12 protein-coding genes are annotated in these 17,139 nt (G+C 41.3%); 4 read left to right on the top strand and 8 right to left on the bottom strand.

Annotation, left to right across the window (positions count from 1 at the left end; all coding sequences use genetic code 11):
• Positions 1 to 73: 73 nt before the first annotated feature.
• The gene (locus LVD16_RS13185; RefSeq protein WP_233774412.1) at positions 74 to 6,694 is read left to right on the top strand and encodes a PKD domain-containing protein; all 6,621 of its coding nucleotides are present in this window, start codon (positions 74 to 76) and stop codon (positions 6,692 to 6,694) included.
• Between the two features lie 51 nt (positions 6,695 to 6,745).
• On the opposite strand, the gene LVD16_RS13180 is transcribed toward LVD16_RS13185, so the two are convergent.
• Entirely contained in the window at positions 6,746 to 7,672 is a 927-nt protein-coding gene (locus LVD16_RS13180) for an aspartate carbamoyltransferase catalytic subunit (RefSeq protein WP_233774411.1), read from the bottom strand.
• Positions 7,673 to 8,215 (bottom strand): bifunctional pyr operon transcriptional regulator/uracil phosphoribosyltransferase PyrR, encoded by a 543-nt coding sequence (gene pyrR, locus LVD16_RS13175; protein ID WP_233774410.1) that lies wholly within the window; start codon positions 8,213 to 8,215, stop codon positions 7,673 to 7,675. It lies immediately after the preceding gene.
• 176 nt (positions 8,216 to 8,391) lie between these two features.
• Between pyrR and LVD16_RS13170 the strand changes: the two genes are divergently transcribed.
• Both LVD16_RS13170 and guaC read left to right on the top strand, forming a co-directional pair.
• Positions 8,392 to 9,393 carry a substrate-binding domain-containing protein gene (locus LVD16_RS13170; protein WP_233774409.1) on the top strand — a complete coding sequence of 334 codons (1,002 nt, stop codon included), beginning with the start codon at positions 8,392 to 8,394 and terminating at the stop codon, positions 9,391 to 9,393.
• A gap of 90 nt (positions 9,394 to 9,483) precedes the next feature.
• On the top strand, positions 9,484 to 10,524 hold the full coding sequence (guaC, locus tag LVD16_RS13165) for a GMP reductase (RefSeq protein WP_233774408.1): 1,041 nt from the start codon (positions 9,484 to 9,486) through the stop codon (positions 10,522 to 10,524).
• On the opposite strand, the gene LVD16_RS13160 is transcribed toward guaC, so the two are convergent.
• The 6 genes from LVD16_RS13160 to LVD16_RS13135 form a co-directional block, all read right to left on the bottom strand.
• Positions 10,521 to 12,014 (bottom strand): YfcC family protein, encoded by a 1,494-nt coding sequence (locus tag LVD16_RS13160; RefSeq protein ID WP_233774407.1) that lies wholly within the window; start codon positions 12,012 to 12,014, stop codon positions 10,521 to 10,523. The two genes, guaC and LVD16_RS13160, sit on opposite strands and share 4 nt — an antisense overlap.
• Positions 12,015 to 12,785 carry a hypothetical protein gene (locus LVD16_RS13155; protein ID WP_233774406.1) on the bottom strand — a complete coding sequence of 257 codons (771 nt, stop codon included), beginning with the start codon at positions 12,783 to 12,785 and terminating at the stop codon, positions 12,015 to 12,017. It abuts the gene before it with no gap.
• Positions 12,786 to 12,918: 133 nt separating this feature from the next.
• Positions 12,919 to 13,275, bottom strand: coding sequence for an MmcQ/YjbR family DNA-binding protein (locus LVD16_RS13150; RefSeq protein ID WP_233774405.1), 357 nt, complete (start codon positions 13,273 to 13,275; stop codon positions 12,919 to 12,921).
• A gap of 3 nt (positions 13,276 to 13,278) precedes the next feature.
• Positions 13,279 to 13,485, bottom strand: coding sequence for a DUF6728 family protein (locus LVD16_RS27875; RefSeq protein WP_233774599.1), 207 nt, complete (start codon positions 13,483 to 13,485; stop codon positions 13,279 to 13,281).
• 19 nt (positions 13,486 to 13,504) lie between these two features.
• Entirely contained in the window at positions 13,505 to 15,493 is a 1,989-nt protein-coding gene (gene ispG, locus LVD16_RS13140) for a (E)-4-hydroxy-3-methylbut-2-enyl-diphosphate synthase (protein WP_233774404.1), read from the bottom strand.
• Between the two features lie 72 nt (positions 15,494 to 15,565).
• Positions 15,566 to 16,270: an SDR family oxidoreductase gene (locus LVD16_RS13135; protein ID WP_233774403.1), complete on the bottom strand. Its 705-nt coding sequence runs from the start codon at positions 16,268 to 16,270 to the stop codon at positions 15,566 to 15,568.
• Between the two features lie 139 nt (positions 16,271 to 16,409).
• On the opposite strand from LVD16_RS13135, the gene LVD16_RS13130 reads away from it, so the two are divergent.
• Positions 16,410 to 17,138 carry an MlaE family ABC transporter permease gene (locus tag LVD16_RS13130; protein WP_233774402.1) on the top strand — a complete coding sequence of 243 codons (729 nt, stop codon included), beginning with the start codon at positions 16,410 to 16,412 and terminating at the stop codon, positions 17,136 to 17,138.
• Position 17,139 lies beyond the last annotated feature (1 nt).

Below are 17,139 nucleotides of genomic sequence, written 5' to 3'. Positions count from 1 at the left end.
ATTTAGAGACACTACTGTACCACCCAAGTTGATGAGTTGGCTTTTATCAATTTGTTCATTAAACCTATTACTCATGGAAAAACTAAAACTACCCTGCAAAAGGGTCTGGGGAGACCTTTTTACTTTTTCACCACCAGGCATACTCAACATTCTGCTATTATCCCTGATTTTCAGCCCTTTACTATCATTCGCGCAAAGCGACGGCTTACCACGAGGCGCTTTTCAAATGCCTTATGTAAGGTATGAATCGGAAGCTGGAAGTAGAGGTGGTGGAGCTAATTACTATCAAAACCCCACTTTTCTGCAAGATCAGATTGCAGCAGAAGCCTCTGATCAAAAGTATGTAGGCTTACCTAATAACGGAGCTTACGTAGAATGGACCGTAAACCAAAACGCCAATGGTGTAACTATGCGATTCACCATGCCGGATGCACCGGGCGGTGAAGGAAACAATGGTTCGTTAGATGTTTACGTAAACGGATCATTATCACAGACTGTAAACCTCACTTCTTACTGGGCCTGGCAATATTTCCCTGGCTCAGAACCTGAAGATCATCCGGGAAACAGGCCTAGAATGAGATTTGATGAAGTTCATTTCTTACTTAACAATCCACTATCTCCAGGAGACGTGCTACGTATCCAGAAAAACAATGGAGATGGATTTGAATATGGAGTGGATTTCGTTGAAATTGAAAATGTAGCCGCGCCACGTCAAAAGCCTTCTGGTTATGTCTCTGTAACCGATTATGGAGCTACTCCTAATGATGGAACTGATGATTTAGCTGCTTTCCAGTCTGCTTTAACAGCTGCGCAGAATGCAGGTACAGGGGTTTACATTCCTCAAGGCCGCTTTATGCTTAGTCAGAAGTTGATCGTAAATGAAAACAATATCGGCGTAACTGGTGCTGGCATGTGGCACACGGAACTTTATTTTTCCACTGAAGCTGTATTTAGCGGAGGTATTTTGGCTCGTTGCTCAAATGTAGAGTTCTCACATTTCTACCTAAACACGGTTAACAATCAGCGTTTCCTTAACGGCCAATATGTTACTTACAAAGGCTTCATGGGAACTTATGGTAATAATTCCAGCATCCATGATGTATGGGTTACTCACTTTGAGTGTGGTGCCTGGATAGCAGGATATGATCCTCCCTACCCTATTGATATCACTCAGAATCTGAACTTTTCCAACAACAGGATCAGGAATAACTATGCTGACGGAATCAATTTATGTCAGGGAACTTCTAACACTATTGTGGCTCAGAACAACTTCCGAAGTAATGGTGATGACGCCATGGCTGTGTGGCCAAATAGTGACTTTGGAGCACCTATGGCAGTGAACAACATCTTCAGATACAACACTGTAGAGCACACATACAGAGCCGGTGGAGCTGCCATTTTTGGTGGTGATGGTCATGAAGTACACCATTGTATTATCAAAGATAACATGGCAGGATCAGGTATTAGGCTTACTACTGATTTCCCAGGATATCACTTTGACAATACAAATCAGATTCGCTTTTATGAAAACACTATCATAGCCTGCGGAACCAGTAATGACCTTTGGAACTTCCATCGTGGTGCTATCGAAGTTAATTCTACAGGTGGAGCTGTGAGAGGTGTTTATTTTGAAAATATCAATGTAATTGATGCTCAGCGCCATGGTATACAAATTGGTGGAAATGGCTCTGACCTTCATTTTGACAATATAAGTGTCAATGGCACTGGTTTAGATCCTTACACGGCATCCTTATACACAGTAGCCTCAGAAGGAGCCGCTATTCTTACCTTTGGAGGTTCGGGAACAGCAGTTTTCAATAACCTCAGTATGGAAAATATTGAAAGGGATCCTCCAATTTTCCAGGCTAACCAAAATTTTAATCTGATACTACAAAATATCAATGTACCACTAACAGGTATTTCACTTTCGGAAAACAACCTTAATCTAGCTGCGGGACAAAGTGCTTCGCTATCGGTTATTTATAGCCCTACCAACGCCACTAACAAGGCCGTATCATGGAGCTCTTCTAATGCCTCAGTAGCCACTTATGATGAGGTAGAAAGTAAGGTGGTAGCGCATGGCACAGGTACAGCGACTTTAACTGTAACCTCTGCTGATGGTGGACATACCGCACAGATTACGGTAACGGTAGTTTCTGCAGTAAACATTGTGGCTAATGACGATCAAGCAGACGAAAACGGTGACACAGGACAGTTTACCATCAGTATTTCAGAAACCAGCCAGAATGTAACGGTGAACTATTCTGTCAGTGGAACAGCCTCACCATCAGATTATTCGGCCAATCCTTCACTAAGTGGATCGATTACTTTAACACCTTCAAATACATCCAGAATCATTATTATAACCCCTTTAGATGATTCTGACTTTGAAGATACTGAAACACTTACCCTTACGCTTCAATCTGGTTCTGGGTATCAGTTAGGAGGAAGTACATCCGCATCCATTTCCATTACCGATAATGATAATGCACCTTGTTCTGCTCCGAATATTGGACTTACCAGTACGCCTCCAACCATCGATCAAAATGTAGATGCTGTTTGGAATAATGTAGGTGCTGTGAACATTTCAAATGTGACTTTGGGCGGCATGCCTGGAGATTTCAGCGGAAGCTATAAAGCACTTTACGACAACAATAACCTGTATCTATTAGTCCAGTCTACTGACAATTCACTTAACAATGATTCTGGTGGTGAATGGTGGAATGACGACGTTATGAACATCTTCATTGATGGCGATAACAGCAAAGGTTCCAGTTATGACGGGCAGAATGACTTCCAGTTAGGTTTCCGTTGGAATGATGGCACTGTTCACCTGGGTGGCAACTCTGTTCAAAACGCTTCAGGCATTAACCACTCGATGTACAGTACCGGTAATGGATATGCTATGGAAGTTTCTATTCCATGGTCTACCATTGGCGTAACACCAGCCATCGGTAACCAAATTGGTATAGATGTGCAAATTGATGACGATGATGGCGGTGGCGCCAGAGATGCGCAGATCGCAGCCTTCTCTACCTCTGAGATGGCCTGGTCAAACCCTAGTTTGTTTGGTACTGTTTACTTAACCACGTGTGGTGATGTAGTGGTGGCCAACGCCGGAACAGATCAGTCTCTTCCAAAAGGTACAACCTCAGCTAATTTATCAGGTGCAGGAAGCTCTGGTCCTGGCACTTTAAGCTATGCATGGACTCAGGTAAATGGTCCTTCGGTAAGTATTGCAAATGCTAATGCTGTAAATACAACCGTTAGTGGTCTAAGTGATGGCAATAGCTACACTTTCCAACTAGCGGTGAGTAGCAACGGAACCACTGCCACAGATGTGGTAGCTATAAGCATTGGCTCTAATCAGCCACCGGTGGTAAATGCCGGTAATAACCTAAGCATTCAGCTACCTACCAACAGCGCCACTTTGAGCGGATCTGCCACTGACAGTGATGGCACCATCAGTTCTTACGCATGGACACAGGTGAGCGGCCCTTCAAACGCCAGCTTAACCGGACAAAACACAGCAGTATTGAACGCTTCCAATCTTGTAGAAGGTAGTTATGTATTCAGGTTAACAGCCACGGATAATAACAACGCATCCGCTAGTGATGAAGTACTGCTTACAGTGAGCTCAGAGCCAGTTTACCCAACTGACCGTGGTGACTATGATGCTCCTTATACTCGCTATGAGTCAGAAAATGCCACACTTGGTAATGGTGCTTCTGTACAAGGACCTACTTATGATATGGCACAGCTAGCCTCAGAAGCCAGCGACAGAAAGTTTGTAAGCTTACCTTCAAATGGCAGCTATGTAGAGTGGACTGTTTCTAGCTCAGGCCTTAATGGACTTAACTTAAGATTCTCATTATCAGACAATAGCACCGGAACTATGGGCGTTTATGTAAATGGAAGTAAGGTAAGAGATATTAGCTTAAGCTCATACTGGGCATGGCAATATTTTGATATCAGCCCATCTACTACAGGAACCCCGTCAAATACTCCTCAAGGATCAAACCCTGAGCCAAGAATGAGGTTTGATGAAGTGCACGTGGTACTAGCAAATGCTCTGAATTCAGGAGATGTGATCAGATTGCAGAAAGATGGTGGTGGCGGCGCTTATGGCATCGACTTCATTGAACTTGAAAATGTGCCCGCACCAATCAGTCAACCAGCCGGATATCTTAATATTATGGACTATGGAGCCACACCAAATGATGAAACCAATGATGCGGCAGCCTTTAGAACGTGTCTTGATTTAGCCAATGGTGATCCTAGCATTCAAGGTATTTATATTCCAGCAGGTAGATTTATTAATGGTCAAGGAAACGGTTCTCCTTCTGGTAACATGTGGGTCCCTAACGATGGTCTAACCATCCAGGGAGCTGGTATGTGGCATACTGAAATATACTTCAGCAGCACCTCGCAAAATGGTGCAGGATTCTTGTTCGATGCGAATAACATCCACCTTCAAGACTTCTATATGAACAGTGCTACCAACTCTCGTATACCTGGTAACAAAGCAGTGAACGGAAGTGTAGGATCTGGTTCTACCATTACAAATGTCTGGGCTGAGCACTTTGAAACAGGCTTCTGGATATCTTCCATGCAGTCTGGAGGATGGAATGTGACTGATGGATTGGTCATCAGTAACTGCCGAATCAGAAACGTATATGCCGATGGTGTGAATCTGGCCAAAGGAACCCGTAACACTGTGGTAGAGCATACCAGTTTTAGAAACTGTATTGATGATGCCATGGCGACATGGTCAGTAAATTATCTTGAAGCTGTACCTCCAACTCCTAGTTATGGTAATATTTTCAGATATAACACTGTTGAGAATAACTTAAGAGCAGCTGGTTTAGGCTTCTTCGGTGGTCATAGCCATGAGGCACATCACCTGATCATTAAGGATAACTTCGCCGGCCCTGGTATTAGGTTAAACACCCAGTTCCCGGCTTACCCGTTTGGATCAAATGCTTCTGAAGCCATAAACATTCATGATGTTACCGTTATTGGTTGCGGTACCACCAAGAACATCTGGACGTACAGATTTGGAGCCATTGAGCTGGAACTACCTGAACCTACACAAGGTCAGGCTTATGATCTTCAATATGCCAATTTTACCAATATAGATGTAATCAACTCTCAGCATGATGCTGTTTTTGTACACTCTTACATGCCTTCTAACAATGACCGAGTGATTGATAATATCTTTTTCAACAATGTACATATTGATGGAACCGGAGTTGCCCTAGATGTAAACAACGGACCTCAGTACACCACAGGCTCAGGAGAATCAGGAGGTCATGGAATTTATGTAGCGAACTTCTCTCCTACTAATACCTTTGACGGATGGATGGAATTGTCAAACACCACTTTCACCAACATTGCGGGTGAAGACATCGCTTTCTTCAACAACAATGGTGATTTTGAAGTGAGAATTGATGGTAATCCATCTAATCAGGCTCCTACGGCTAATGCTGGCAGCGATCAATCATTATCTTCAGGAACAACCACAGCCAACTTAAGTGGTTCTGGAACAGACCCTGACGGAGATAATGTTTCTTTCAGCTGGAGTCAGATTAGTGGTCCTGCGGCTACCTTAAATAATGCTCAGGCAGCAAATGCTTCCGCTTCCGGTTTATCAAACGGCAACACTTATGTATTCAGTCTAACCGTGAGTGACGGAGTATTGAGCAGCAGCGATGATGTTTCTATCACAGTGCAGCAAGGCAATACGAACCAGGCTCCTACTGCTAATGCAGGAAATGATCAAAATCTACCTGCCGGTACAGGAAGTGCGAATTTATCTGGTTCAGGTACTGACCCTGATGGCAACAGCTTAACTTACAGCTGGAGCCAAATCAATGGACCTTCTGTATCTATCAGCAATGCTAACGCAGCAAGCACTTCCGTGAATGGCCTGGCCAGCGGAAACAGCTATGTATTCAGGTTAACGGTGAGCGATGGTTCTCTAAGCAGCACTGATGATGTAACTATTACTGTAACTCCTGACAACACCGGCTCTACTGCCTATAGAATTAAGAACAGATGGCAGAACACTTACCTGAGAGATGGTGGTGATAGAGTACAGTACACTAATTCTTCATCTGGTGATTCTTATCTATGGGTGCTTGAAGATGTAAATAACGGTCAGGAAATCAGAAATGTGGCTACAGGTCATTACATGCATATTGAGAATCTGACAGGACAGGTGCAATGTACGCCAAGAACTTTCGGATGGCAGAGCTCAAGATGGGCTATGGAAGACGCAGGTGGCGGATTTGTAAGAATCAGAAATGTATGGCAGGGTAATCAATACATTAATGTAGAGAACCTTCAAGGAAATGCTCAACATGGCACTATCTATCCTCAGTGGGAAAGCGCTCAGTGGGTATTGGAACCTGTAAGCATATCAGCCAGAGTTGGCTCATCAGATAGCATGCTTTCTGAGGCTTTCAATGTATATCCTAATCCGGCAGAAAATGAGTTTACCATAGCCGTAGATAGTGATATCCGTGATGATGCATCATTTGTAATCTATAACCTATCAGGCACATCAGTAAAAGAAGGTGCCTTAACGGGAAGTCACACTCAGGTGGACACAGATAATATGACGGCAGGAATCTATCTACTGAAAGTAATTTCAGGAGATAGTATCATGCATTCAAAAATCTCTATTAAGTAGGGTTTAAGTTAGGAGGATTGCTTCAGGGGTTCGCCTCTGGAGCAATCTCTTTTAATTATGTACGCCAGCTAAAAGGTAAAGCACAGCCATTCTCACAGCCACACCATTTTCAACCTGATCAAGGATAATAGCATGCTCAGAATCAGCCACATCACTATTCAATTCCACACCTCTGTTTATTGGCCCTGGGTGCATAATCGTGATCTTCTTATCTAGCTTATCCAGCATTTTTCTATCGATGCCGTAGTAAAGTGAATACTCTCTTAAAGAAGGGAAATACTTGATCTGCTGTCTTTCCAGCTGAATCCTTAATACGTTAGCTACATCACACCACTGTAGTGCTTTCATTACATCTAGCTCTACTTTCACACCTAGTGAACTGATGTATTTAGGTAATAATGTATTAGGTCCGCAAACCATCACCTCTGCTCCCATTTTCTGTAGGGCAAATATATTAGATATGGCCACTCTGGAATGTAAAATATCTCCGATGATAGCCACTTTAAGACCTTGCAGCTTACCATGCTTTTCTAAGATAGAATAGGTATCTAATAACGCTTGCGTTGGGTGCTCATGAGTACCGTCTCCAGCGTTTACAATGTTAGCGTCTATATGTTTTGAAAGAAAATGTGGCGCTCCAGGGCTGCTGTGCCTCATCACTACCATATCTACTTTCATGGCAAGGATGTTATTCACGGTATCCAGCAAGGTCTCCCCTTTTTTCACAGAACTATTTGATGAAGAGAAGTTTACAACATCAGCCGACAAACGCTTTTCAGCCAGCTCAAACGAAAGTCTGGTTCTGGTAGAGTTTTCAAAAAAGATGTTAGCAATGGTAATGTCTCTTAAAGATGGGACCTTTTTAATAGGTCTGTTAATTACATCTTTAAAGGTCTTAGCGGTCTCATAAATAAGTTGAATGTCTTTTTCTGTTAAATTTTTAATGCCAAGAAGGTGTTTTTGACTTAATTGTGACATCTATTTTTCTTCCTTATTTATCAACCAAATTTTATTATGCTTTCCGCCCTCTAACTCTACTAAAACACGTTGAGATTCAAGGGTATTTACGTCCTTCCCTATATAATCGGGTTCAATAGGCAGGTCTCTGGAATATTTTCTATTTACAAGAACTAGTAATTCTACTTTTTTGGGCCTTCCAAATGCTATCATAGCATCTAATGCTGCTCTCACTGATCTACCTGTAAAAAGCACATCATCAATAAGCACTACATTTCTATTTTCAATAATAAAAGGCACCTTGGTAGCATTGGCCTTTACGGGCGTATCTCTTCTTCTAAAGTCATCACGATAAAAGGTAGTATCTAAATAACCCAGATCAATCTTGGTCTTTAGATCCTCTTCTAATTTTTGGTGAATCATTTCTGCTAAGTGAATACCGCGAGGCTGCATGCCTATAATAGCAGTACCATCGAAATTACCATGAGCTTCAATCAGCTGCTGGCAAAGCCTGTCCACTGTGATGTGCAGGAGGTGAGTATCGAGTATTAGTTTTTTTTGCATGGCCAAACTCATGCAAATATATATAAAAGTTTTAATGGAGGTGAAAAGATTGCCTCATTCTTTCCATAAGAATAACTCATATCTACAGCATCAATATTCATATTAGAAACTTCCAAAGATTCCGATATTTAAGTATATTAAAATGTTAATGTCATCAATTTAAAACGCTACTACTCATGAATAAGTCAATCAAACTCGCTCTATTTCTACTATTTATCTCATCCTTAAGTATTCCCGCATGGTCACAAAAAGTGGGGCTGCTCATGGATAGTTACGTTATAGACAGATGGTACTTAGATCAGCGATTATTTCAAAAGAAAATAGAAGAGCTAGGCGGCCAGTGCCTTGTAGAAGTACCTTATGGTGATGCAGATGAACAGGTGAAATTAGGAAAAAAGCTGGTTGATGAAGGAATAGATGTATTGGTTATGGTACCAACAGATGCCAAGAAAGCCGTAGAGATTGTTGGTTATGCAAAAAGTGCCGGCGTGCCTGTAATCTCCTATGACAGGCTAGTGCTCTCAGATAAGATAGATTATTATATTTCTTATGATAACCTCACAGTAGGTAAAATGCAAGCACAGTATGCTGTAGATCACGCCAAAGGTGGAAATTACCTATTGATCAACGGGCCTACCTCAGATAACAATGCCATTCTGTTTAGAGAAGGGCAGTTGGAGGCGCTACAACCATACATAAAAGTTGGCAAGGTAAAAGTAATCTCTGATGTAGTGCTGGATAACTGGAGTGAGCTAGAGGCTTTGATCAAGATAGATGAGATATTCGCCAACCTCAATAAAAAGCCAGATGCGATCATAGCTGCCAATGACGCCCTGGCACGAGGAACCATGCAGGCTTTGCCGCCAGAAATGTTAAAACACGTTATTATTACAGGACAAGATGCTGAATTAGAAGCCATTAAGAACATCATCAGTGGTAAACAGAGTATGACTATTTATAAGCCAATTCAGCCATTAGCTTTCAAAGCAGCTGAAATTGCCATGATGTTAGGTAAAGATGAGCAACCGACTAACGAAGATATTGTGCCACTCAAAAATGGTGATATCACTGTAAATGCCATCCTTCTGACTCCTGTTTTGGTGGACAAAACAAACTACAGAGAAACGGTAGTTCAGGATGGTCACATCTCGCTTTCGGAGGTGATGGAAAAAAAATAGTTCAAGCCAATTTATTTATGATCTTTTAGTTGCTAAAGCAACGCTTCTGGTCTATTTTACTGGTTTTGAAATAATAAAATCATAATCAATATGCGAATAGAACTGGATGTTAAGTTGGGTTTCAAAGATGTGATGATAAGGCCTAAAAGGTCTACATTGAAGTCCAGATCTGAGGTTTCATTATCCAGAAAATATAAATTTCTTCATGGTAATGGCGAATGGGAAGGCATTCCTGTAATCGCTGCAAATATGGACACCGTGGGCACCTTTGAAATGGCCACAGCACTGGCTGAGCACGATCTGCTTACAGCCATCCATAAGCACTACTCTAACGATGAGTGGAGAGCATTTCTTAACCAAGCTGAGAGTAAAATATATGACAGAATAGCCATTAGTACTGGTACCGGAAAAGAGGATGCTAAAAAGTTAAATACCATCCTTTCTGAATTTCCAGACCTAAGGTTTATCTGTATAGATGTGGCTAACGGCTACTCAGAGCATTTTGTAGACTTTGTAAAGCAAACCAGAGATCAATATCCTGACAAGATCATCATGGCTGGAAATGTGGTTACAGGTGAAATGGTAGAGGAACTACTGCTTTCGGGTGCAGACATAGTGAAGGTAGGTATTGGCCCTGGCTCTGTATGTACTACAAGAATAAAAACAGGTGTAGGCTACCCTCAACTGTCTGCCATCATAGAATGCGCAGATGCAGCTCACGGACTTGGTGGACACGTTATATCTGATGGTGGCTGCAAGGCTCCTGGTGATGTAGCTAAGGCTTTTGGTGCCGGCGCTGATTTTGTAATGTTAGGTGGAATGCTGGCTGGCCACTCTGAAAGTGGCGGTGATCTTATTGAAGAGAATGGCAAGCAATACAAGCTGTTTTACGGTATGAGCTCTGAAACGGCCATGAACAAACACGTAGGTGGTGTTGCAGAATATCGTGCATCAGAAGGTAAAACCGTAAAAATCCCTTACAAAGGAGATGTAAAAGCTACCGTAACTGATATTTTGGGTGGAATAAGATCTACTTGTACTTATGTAGGCGCTCAACAGCTTAAGGAGCTAACAAAAAGAACCACATTCATACGTGTGGAAGAGCAGCATAACCAGTGGTTGGAGGATTAAAATAACACTCCGATCCAGAGTATTCCTATGGCCACTATTGCTAACATGAGTAGTAGTGGCCATATAAATTTTAGCCACGTGTTGTAGTTAACATTTACCATAGCCAATGAAGGCAAAATAAGTCCTGTAGGTGTTACAAAGGTCATAAGCCCGCAACCAAATAAATAGGCATTTACTATTTCTTCCTGAGGCACTCCCACCACCGGGCCTAATGCACTAAGTATTGGCATACTCACCACCGCCAGACCAGATGTAGAACTAATAAATAAGGTCATTACAGCAAAAACACCCATCAATGCTGGTATGAAAGCCATAGCTGGCATACCTTCCACCACACCGGTGGCATAATAAAGAATAGTGTCGCTAATATGGCCTTCATTTAAGATAAAAGTAACTCCACGAGCCACACCCACAATAAATGATACACCTAAAAGCTCCTGAGCGCCAGCAATGAATACTTTCACAAAATCTCTTTCATTAATTCTCTGTATCAGCCCTATAACTAATGAAGCCACCAGAAAAAGAGCAGTCATCTCTTCAAACCACCAGCCTAATCGAGAAACTCCATAAATCATTACAGCAAAGCTGAGGGCAAAAATCACAAACAGAAGCTTTGTAACAGGTTTAAGCGTTGTTACTATTTTCTTTTCAGACACATCAGCCGGGGCATCCTTTAGATTATTTTTCACTAAAGAGGCCGAAGGATTCTTCTTCACTTTATTTGCATACCTAAGTATGTACAGAACGCAAATGGTAGTACCCAGAAGTAACATGGCTAATCGGCTATAAAAACCAATAGTCCAGCTCACACCGGCTGCGTCTGAGGCAATGATGGTTCCGAAAGGGTTGATTAAAGCGCCCATCGTACCAATGGAAGAGCCCACATAAATTACAGCTACAGGCACTAACAAATCATAACCAGCGGCCAGGAATACGGGTATCAAAAAGGGGTAGAAAGCAAAGGTTTCTTCCGCCATACCGAAAGTAGTCCCTCCTACTGCCACCAATGATGTGACTATGATAATCAATATTCCTTCGCGCCCTTTCAATCGATAAGCTAGCATGGCAATGCCATCATCAAAGGCGCCTGATTTGTTAAATACACCAATGAAACCACCCAAAACCAGGACAAACAGCATAATGTCTACTGTTTCATAAATCCCTTTAATGGGGGCAAAAAGAATTTCCTTTACTCCTTGAGGTCTTTTTTCACTGCTTTTAAAAGTATTAGGAACAGAAATGGGCTTTCTAATGCTGCCATCCTTAAACTTCTCCAGCTTTATAGTAATGGCTAAAGCTTTTAAGGTACTGTCTGTTGCTGGCAAAGCATAGGTACTATCCTCAGTAGTGACAGTAAAGTGATCTTTATCAGAATTATAGCTTAGATAATCATAACTACCTGCCGGCAATAACCAAGTGGCTACAGCACAGATAGCTATTACAATAAATAAGACGGTGTAAGGGGTTGGAAAACGAAATGAGGTTTTCATTTAGAATTCGCCCTCATCTATACCTATCTCAGGCTCAAGGTCCTCATCTTCTTCCACCCCTTCATCTTCTTTCACACCCTCGGATGGCGTACCCTCTTTATTTTTCTTCTTAAACAGGTTTTTAAAGAAGCCGCCTTTCTTCTTCTTACCACTATCATCCAGCTCAGTAGCGGAGGTCTCTACATCAAATTGGCTGCTATCAGATTTGTTCTTTTTCTTACCAAACAGTCTCTTAAAGAAGCCTTCTTTTTTCTTTTTACCACCCTGCATTTCAGCACTGCCTTCCATCTGCAAACGAGTGTCTGGATAAACTATATAATCTTTCAGATAATATAAGTAGAGCTCTTGTTCAGTATTAAAAGTCTCCTTCTTGATCGATATCTTATAGGCAATATCTAAAGGAGTCAGCGCGGCCAGTGTGTCTACCGAAATTACTGCTGTAGAATCATAGCCATCTCTTTCGGCCAGGTAAAATTCATCATTATACTCCAGAGAATCTTCTTTAACAGGGTAAACGTCCACCATAGGTACCGTACGCATACTACGCATCTTCTTGCGGTATGACATAGGCTTTATCACCAGGAATTTATCCTTATCTGCCTCTAAAATTTTGGGTGTAGAATCCTCTTCAAAGTAACTGAAACGTCTTTGTAATGCCTCTTCGTCATATATAAACGCGCTTTGGTAAGCGGGGCATATAGCTCGCTCAGTGCAGCCCTGTATACAACAGAAAAGAAATAAACCTATGATGAGGTGATAGATTTTTACCATGCAAACAATAAAGTGACCAGGTCAGTTTAACGCTTTTTTAGCTCACTTCGCATACGTCTTATCAAACTTCTAAGGTAGTTTTAAAAAATCGTAACTTAAAGTAATTTACAAAATTACTGATTAATGAATATAATTAAGGCAACTTTTCAAGTTCGCCTTTCAGTTTTTTAGTTAACCCGCTTACAACCAGCGTATATGAATCATTGATCAGTTCTTTCACAAACTTATCAGAAAGCGTGCCATCCATGAGCACAGTATTCCAATGATTTTTATTCATATGATAGCCCGGCTGAATGGCTGCATGCTGCTCTCGAAGCTGCACCGCCTTTTCCGGGTCGCACTTTAGGTTCACGCTTGTAAATAGGTCCACATCTGTTAACGCAAACATTTTACCCATTACCTTGAAAACCAAAGTTTCTTCACCGAAAGGAAACTCTTCAGTAACGCCTTTCAAGGATATACAATAATCACGGAACCATTCTATATTCATTTTTTAAAAAATATGGCGTGATATCAGTATTATGAGGGCTATAAGAAAGATTAACAAAGATATTTTGTTGATTCCATGCATCATTCTAAGGCTGAAACTTCTAGGCCTGTTGGGGTCTTTTCCTCTAAAAAAATAACCAAACACCTCTCCTAGTTGGAAATACTCTTTAAATGTATTTCGGCTCCTCTTATCGTTAGATTCTGTTGTCATGTTATTCATTATTTAGGCATTAACCCTGTTCTTTCTCAATCCAGTTCCCATCTTCACGGATAATTTCAATCAATTCATCCACAGCATTTTCTGAAGGCACAGCTCTCTTTACCACCTCTTGGCCTCGGTAAAGGGTAATCTTACCTTTTCCTGAACCCACATAACCGTAATCAGCATCAGCCATCTCTCCAGGTCCGTTTACAATACAGCCCATAATACCGATTTTCACACCTTTCAAATGATCAGTTCTCTTTCTGATCATGGCGGTGGTTTCCTGCAAATCGAAAAGCGTTCTACCGCATGATGGACATGAGATATACTCCGTTTTAGTCATACGGGTTCTGGCCGCCTGTAAAATACCAAAGGCAATATTATTATACCTTTCTACTAACTCCAACTGAGCTGTTTTTTCCGACTGATCTGATAACTTATCCATGCCAAGCATAGCACCATCTCCCAGCCCGTCAACCAATAGGCCTCCAATATCTGTAGCTGAATAGATCTGAAGTTGATCTTCAGTTAATTCTCCATAACTCCTTTTTAGAATTACCGGAGTCTTTACATTTTGCTCTATCAACTTAAAAATAGCCCTTCTTTGCTCTGCAAGGCCATGCTTATTTTCAGTTTTTAGAATTAACACTACCGATGAATCTGTAGTTAGTAGCTCTGTAAACGAAGCAGTTAAGTCATCAATAGTTACTTCTACGAAATTAATACTTGTATGACGATCAGTCGTGTCAACGTATTCAGACACTTTATAAAGAGGCACCTTATTCACATCTCCACTTACACTCTTCCAGGTTTCAAAATCCAGAATTTCCTTTAATCCGTTAGGTAGCATGAAAGGAATAGCATTGCTGCCTGAGTAAATATAATCAGCGCCCAGATCGTTCATTCTCCATTTATCCGGTTCCGGCAAGTAAAAATGTCCGATAGCCTTGAGGTCTTTATAATCATCTATAGAAACTGCACTAAGGTCAGCAATTACCCTTGGCACGTTCTGCCCACCTATATTAATCACCTCTTCAGTGCTTCTTCTGCTATATTGAAAAGGATCAATTGGATTCTCATCTACCTCAGGAATAGCACTATGTGGCTGCCTGTCCTGGTAACGGTCTACCATCACCTGTGCCACTGGGGCCTCGGCTTCTGGCTCTTCGGTTAAAGACACTCTTACCGTGTCACCCAGCCCATCTTCCAGAAGTAAGCCTATACCTACCGCACTTTTAATTCTGCCGTCTTCACCTTCACCAGCTTCAGTAACCCCTAAGTGTAACGGATATGGCTGCAACCCTTCTTCTCCTAACTTATTCACTAACAGCCTGTAAGCCTCTACCATCACCTGCGTATTGCTGGCTTTCATAGATAGTACAATGTCATGATAATTAAGATCATCACATATACGCAAAAACTCCAGAGCTGACTCTACCATACCGTATGGCGTATCACCATAGCGGCTCATGATCCTATCAGAAAGAGAACCGTGGTTAGTACCAATTCTCATGGCAGTGCCATACTCTTTACAGATATTTACTAAAGGAGTGAATTTCTCTCTTATCCTTTCCAGCTCTGCGTTATAAGAGCTGTCAGTATACTCTATCTGCTCAAACTTTTTCTTATCTGCATAATTGCCTGGGTTTACACGCACCTTTTCTACAATACGAGCCGCTAACTCAGCCGCATTTGGTGTAAAGTGTATATCAGCAATAAGCGGAACAGAGTAGCCTCTGCTTCTTAGCTCTTTTTTAATATTTTCCAGATTTTGAGCCTCTTTGATGCTAGGTGCTGTGATTCGCACATACTCACAGCCAGCCTCGACCATTCTTATCACCTGCTCTACGCTGCCCATGGTGTCCATGGTGTCTACTGTAGTCATAGATTGCACCCTAATAGGATTATGCGCTCCCATTGGTAGATCACCAATTTTCACCTCACGCGTAATTCTGCGTGAATAGGATACCAGACTATTACAATATTTCTTAGTTTTTATAAATGTCGAATCTAACATATGCTCAAAATTCTACCCGCAAAGTTAGCGGATATGTATAGATATTAATGGCCAGCTTTAATTATAATTCTGTTAAAGATCACCAAGTTGCGGTCTCATCAGAATCTCTTCGATAACCGTTCTGTCAGACATCTCATAGGCGTTCCAAACGGCATCAGCTACATCATCCGGATCCATGAAGCGTGATTCTGGCAAATCAGTACCTTCCCAGCTGGCAGTAAGTGTTGCGCCAGGCATTACGGCTGTTACTCTCACTCCAAACTCCTTCATTTCTTCACGCAAAACCTTGGTCATACCTAGCATAGCATATTTAGATATGCAATATGAACCTCCATTTACATAAGGCATGATAGAAGCTGTAGAACACATATTAAACACATGCCCTTTCTTTCTCTTTTTCATATCACCAATGAAACCTCTGGTTAGATGATATGCACTGTAAAGGTTAGTATTAATCATCTCTTCGAGCGCACCATCCTTTTCATTATGAACCTGACCAGGAATATAAAGACCTGCATTATTCACCAGCACGTCTACTTCTTTAGTATGCTCTTTGATATATTTAACAAAGTACTCTACCTCTGTACGCTCTGATAAGTCTGCTCTCATCACAAATACCTCATTGCCATAGGCTTCGGTAATCTCATCTTTTAGACTGTGAAGCTCTTCCAGATTTCTGGAACAAACGCCTATATTAAAGCCTTTGGAAGAAAATAATTTCACCAGCGATTTGCCTATTCCCTTGGTCCCACCTGTGATTATTGCTGTTTTGCTCATACTACTTCTAAATCTTTACTTATTTTTACCAAAACATTTTCAAAGCCATATCATTAATGATAATATTAGTATCTTTTCGGCATTGACGCTTAAAGGTATAAAATTTAAACACCTTGATGGCGAGAATTTATCATATTTAATGGAAACACTAGGCAGGTATTTTATTTTTTTAGGCTCACTTTTCGTAAACAGAGAAACGTTTAGAACATATTTCAAACTCACTATGGAGGAGTGTATCAGTATAGGCATTAACTCTGTCTTTCTGGTGGCTCTGGTAGCTTTTTTCATTGGTGCTGTAACTACTATTCAAACGGCTTATAACCTGGTAAGTCCTTTAATACCAGACTATGTAATAGCTCTTGTAGTAAGAGACATGACCATATTGGAATTGGCTCCTACCATTATCGGTGTTATCTACGCGGGTAAAGTAGGGTCAAGTATGGCCAGTGGATTAGGAACTATGCGTATTTCTGAGCAGATAGATGCCCTTGAAGTAATGGGAATTAATTCTGCTTCTTACCTGGTATTACCTAAAATTACAGCCTCAGTGCTTATGTACCCCATGCTTGTAATTATTGCAGGCTTATTGGCCATAGTAGGTGGCTACCTGGCAGGAGTACTTACCAATGTAATTACACCAACAGAATACATTCAGGGAATAAGATTCGATTTTAACGAATACACAGTAACCTTTGCCTTAATAAAATCATTTGCATTTGCATTTTTAGTATCCTCCATATCAGCATTCAAGGGCTATTTTACTACGGGAGGAGCTGTAGAGGTAGGACAAGCCAGTACTGCTGCTGTAACCCAAAGTGTTATAGCTATACTTCTGGCCGATTATCTATTAGCTCAATTATTATTGTAAT

The sequence above is a fragment of the Fulvivirga ligni genome (genome assembly GCF_021389935.1).
Taxonomy (GTDB): domain Bacteria; phylum Bacteroidota; class Bacteroidia; order Cytophagales; family Cyclobacteriaceae; genus Fulvivirga; species Fulvivirga ligni.
This window is presented reverse-complemented; position numbering and strand designations above follow the sequence as displayed.

Excerpts from the sequence above, each read along its gene's own strand:
- LVD16_RS13185 (WP_233774412.1), top strand. The coding sequence starts at position 74 with ATGGAAAAACTAAAACTACCCTGCAAAAGGGTCTGGGGAGACCTTTTT.
- LVD16_RS13180 (WP_233774411.1), bottom strand. The coding sequence starts at position 7,672 with ATGTCACAATTAAGTCAAAAACACCTTCTTGGCATTAAAAATTTAACA.
- pyrR (WP_233774410.1), bottom strand. The coding sequence starts at position 8,215 with ATGCAAAAAAAACTAATACTCGATACTCACCTCCTGCACATCACAGTG.
- LVD16_RS13170 (WP_233774409.1), top strand. The coding sequence starts at position 8,392 with ATGAATAAGTCAATCAAACTCGCTCTATTTCTACTATTTATCTCATCC.
- guaC (WP_233774408.1), top strand. The coding sequence starts at position 9,484 with ATGCGAATAGAACTGGATGTTAAGTTGGGTTTCAAAGATGTGATGATA.
- LVD16_RS13160 (WP_233774407.1), bottom strand. The coding sequence starts at position 12,014 with ATGAAAACCTCATTTCGTTTTCCAACCCCTTACACCGTCTTATTTATT.
- LVD16_RS13155 (WP_233774406.1), bottom strand. The coding sequence starts at position 12,785 with ATGGTAAAAATCTATCACCTCATCATAGGTTTATTTCTTTTCTGTTGT.
- LVD16_RS13150 (WP_233774405.1), bottom strand. The coding sequence starts at position 13,275 with ATGAATATAGAATGGTTCCGTGATTATTGTATATCCTTGAAAGGCGTT.
- LVD16_RS27875 (WP_233774599.1), bottom strand. The coding sequence starts at position 13,485 with ATGACAACAGAATCTAACGATAAGAGGAGCCGAAATACATTTAAAGAG.
- ispG (WP_233774404.1), bottom strand. The coding sequence starts at position 15,493 with ATGTTAGATTCGACATTTATAAAAACTAAGAAATATTGTAATAGTCTG.
- LVD16_RS13135 (WP_233774403.1), bottom strand. The coding sequence starts at position 16,270 with ATGAGCAAAACAGCAATAATCACAGGTGGGACCAAGGGAATAGGCAAA.
- LVD16_RS13130 (WP_233774402.1), top strand. The coding sequence starts at position 16,410 with ATGGAAACACTAGGCAGGTATTTTATTTTTTTAGGCTCACTTTTCGTA.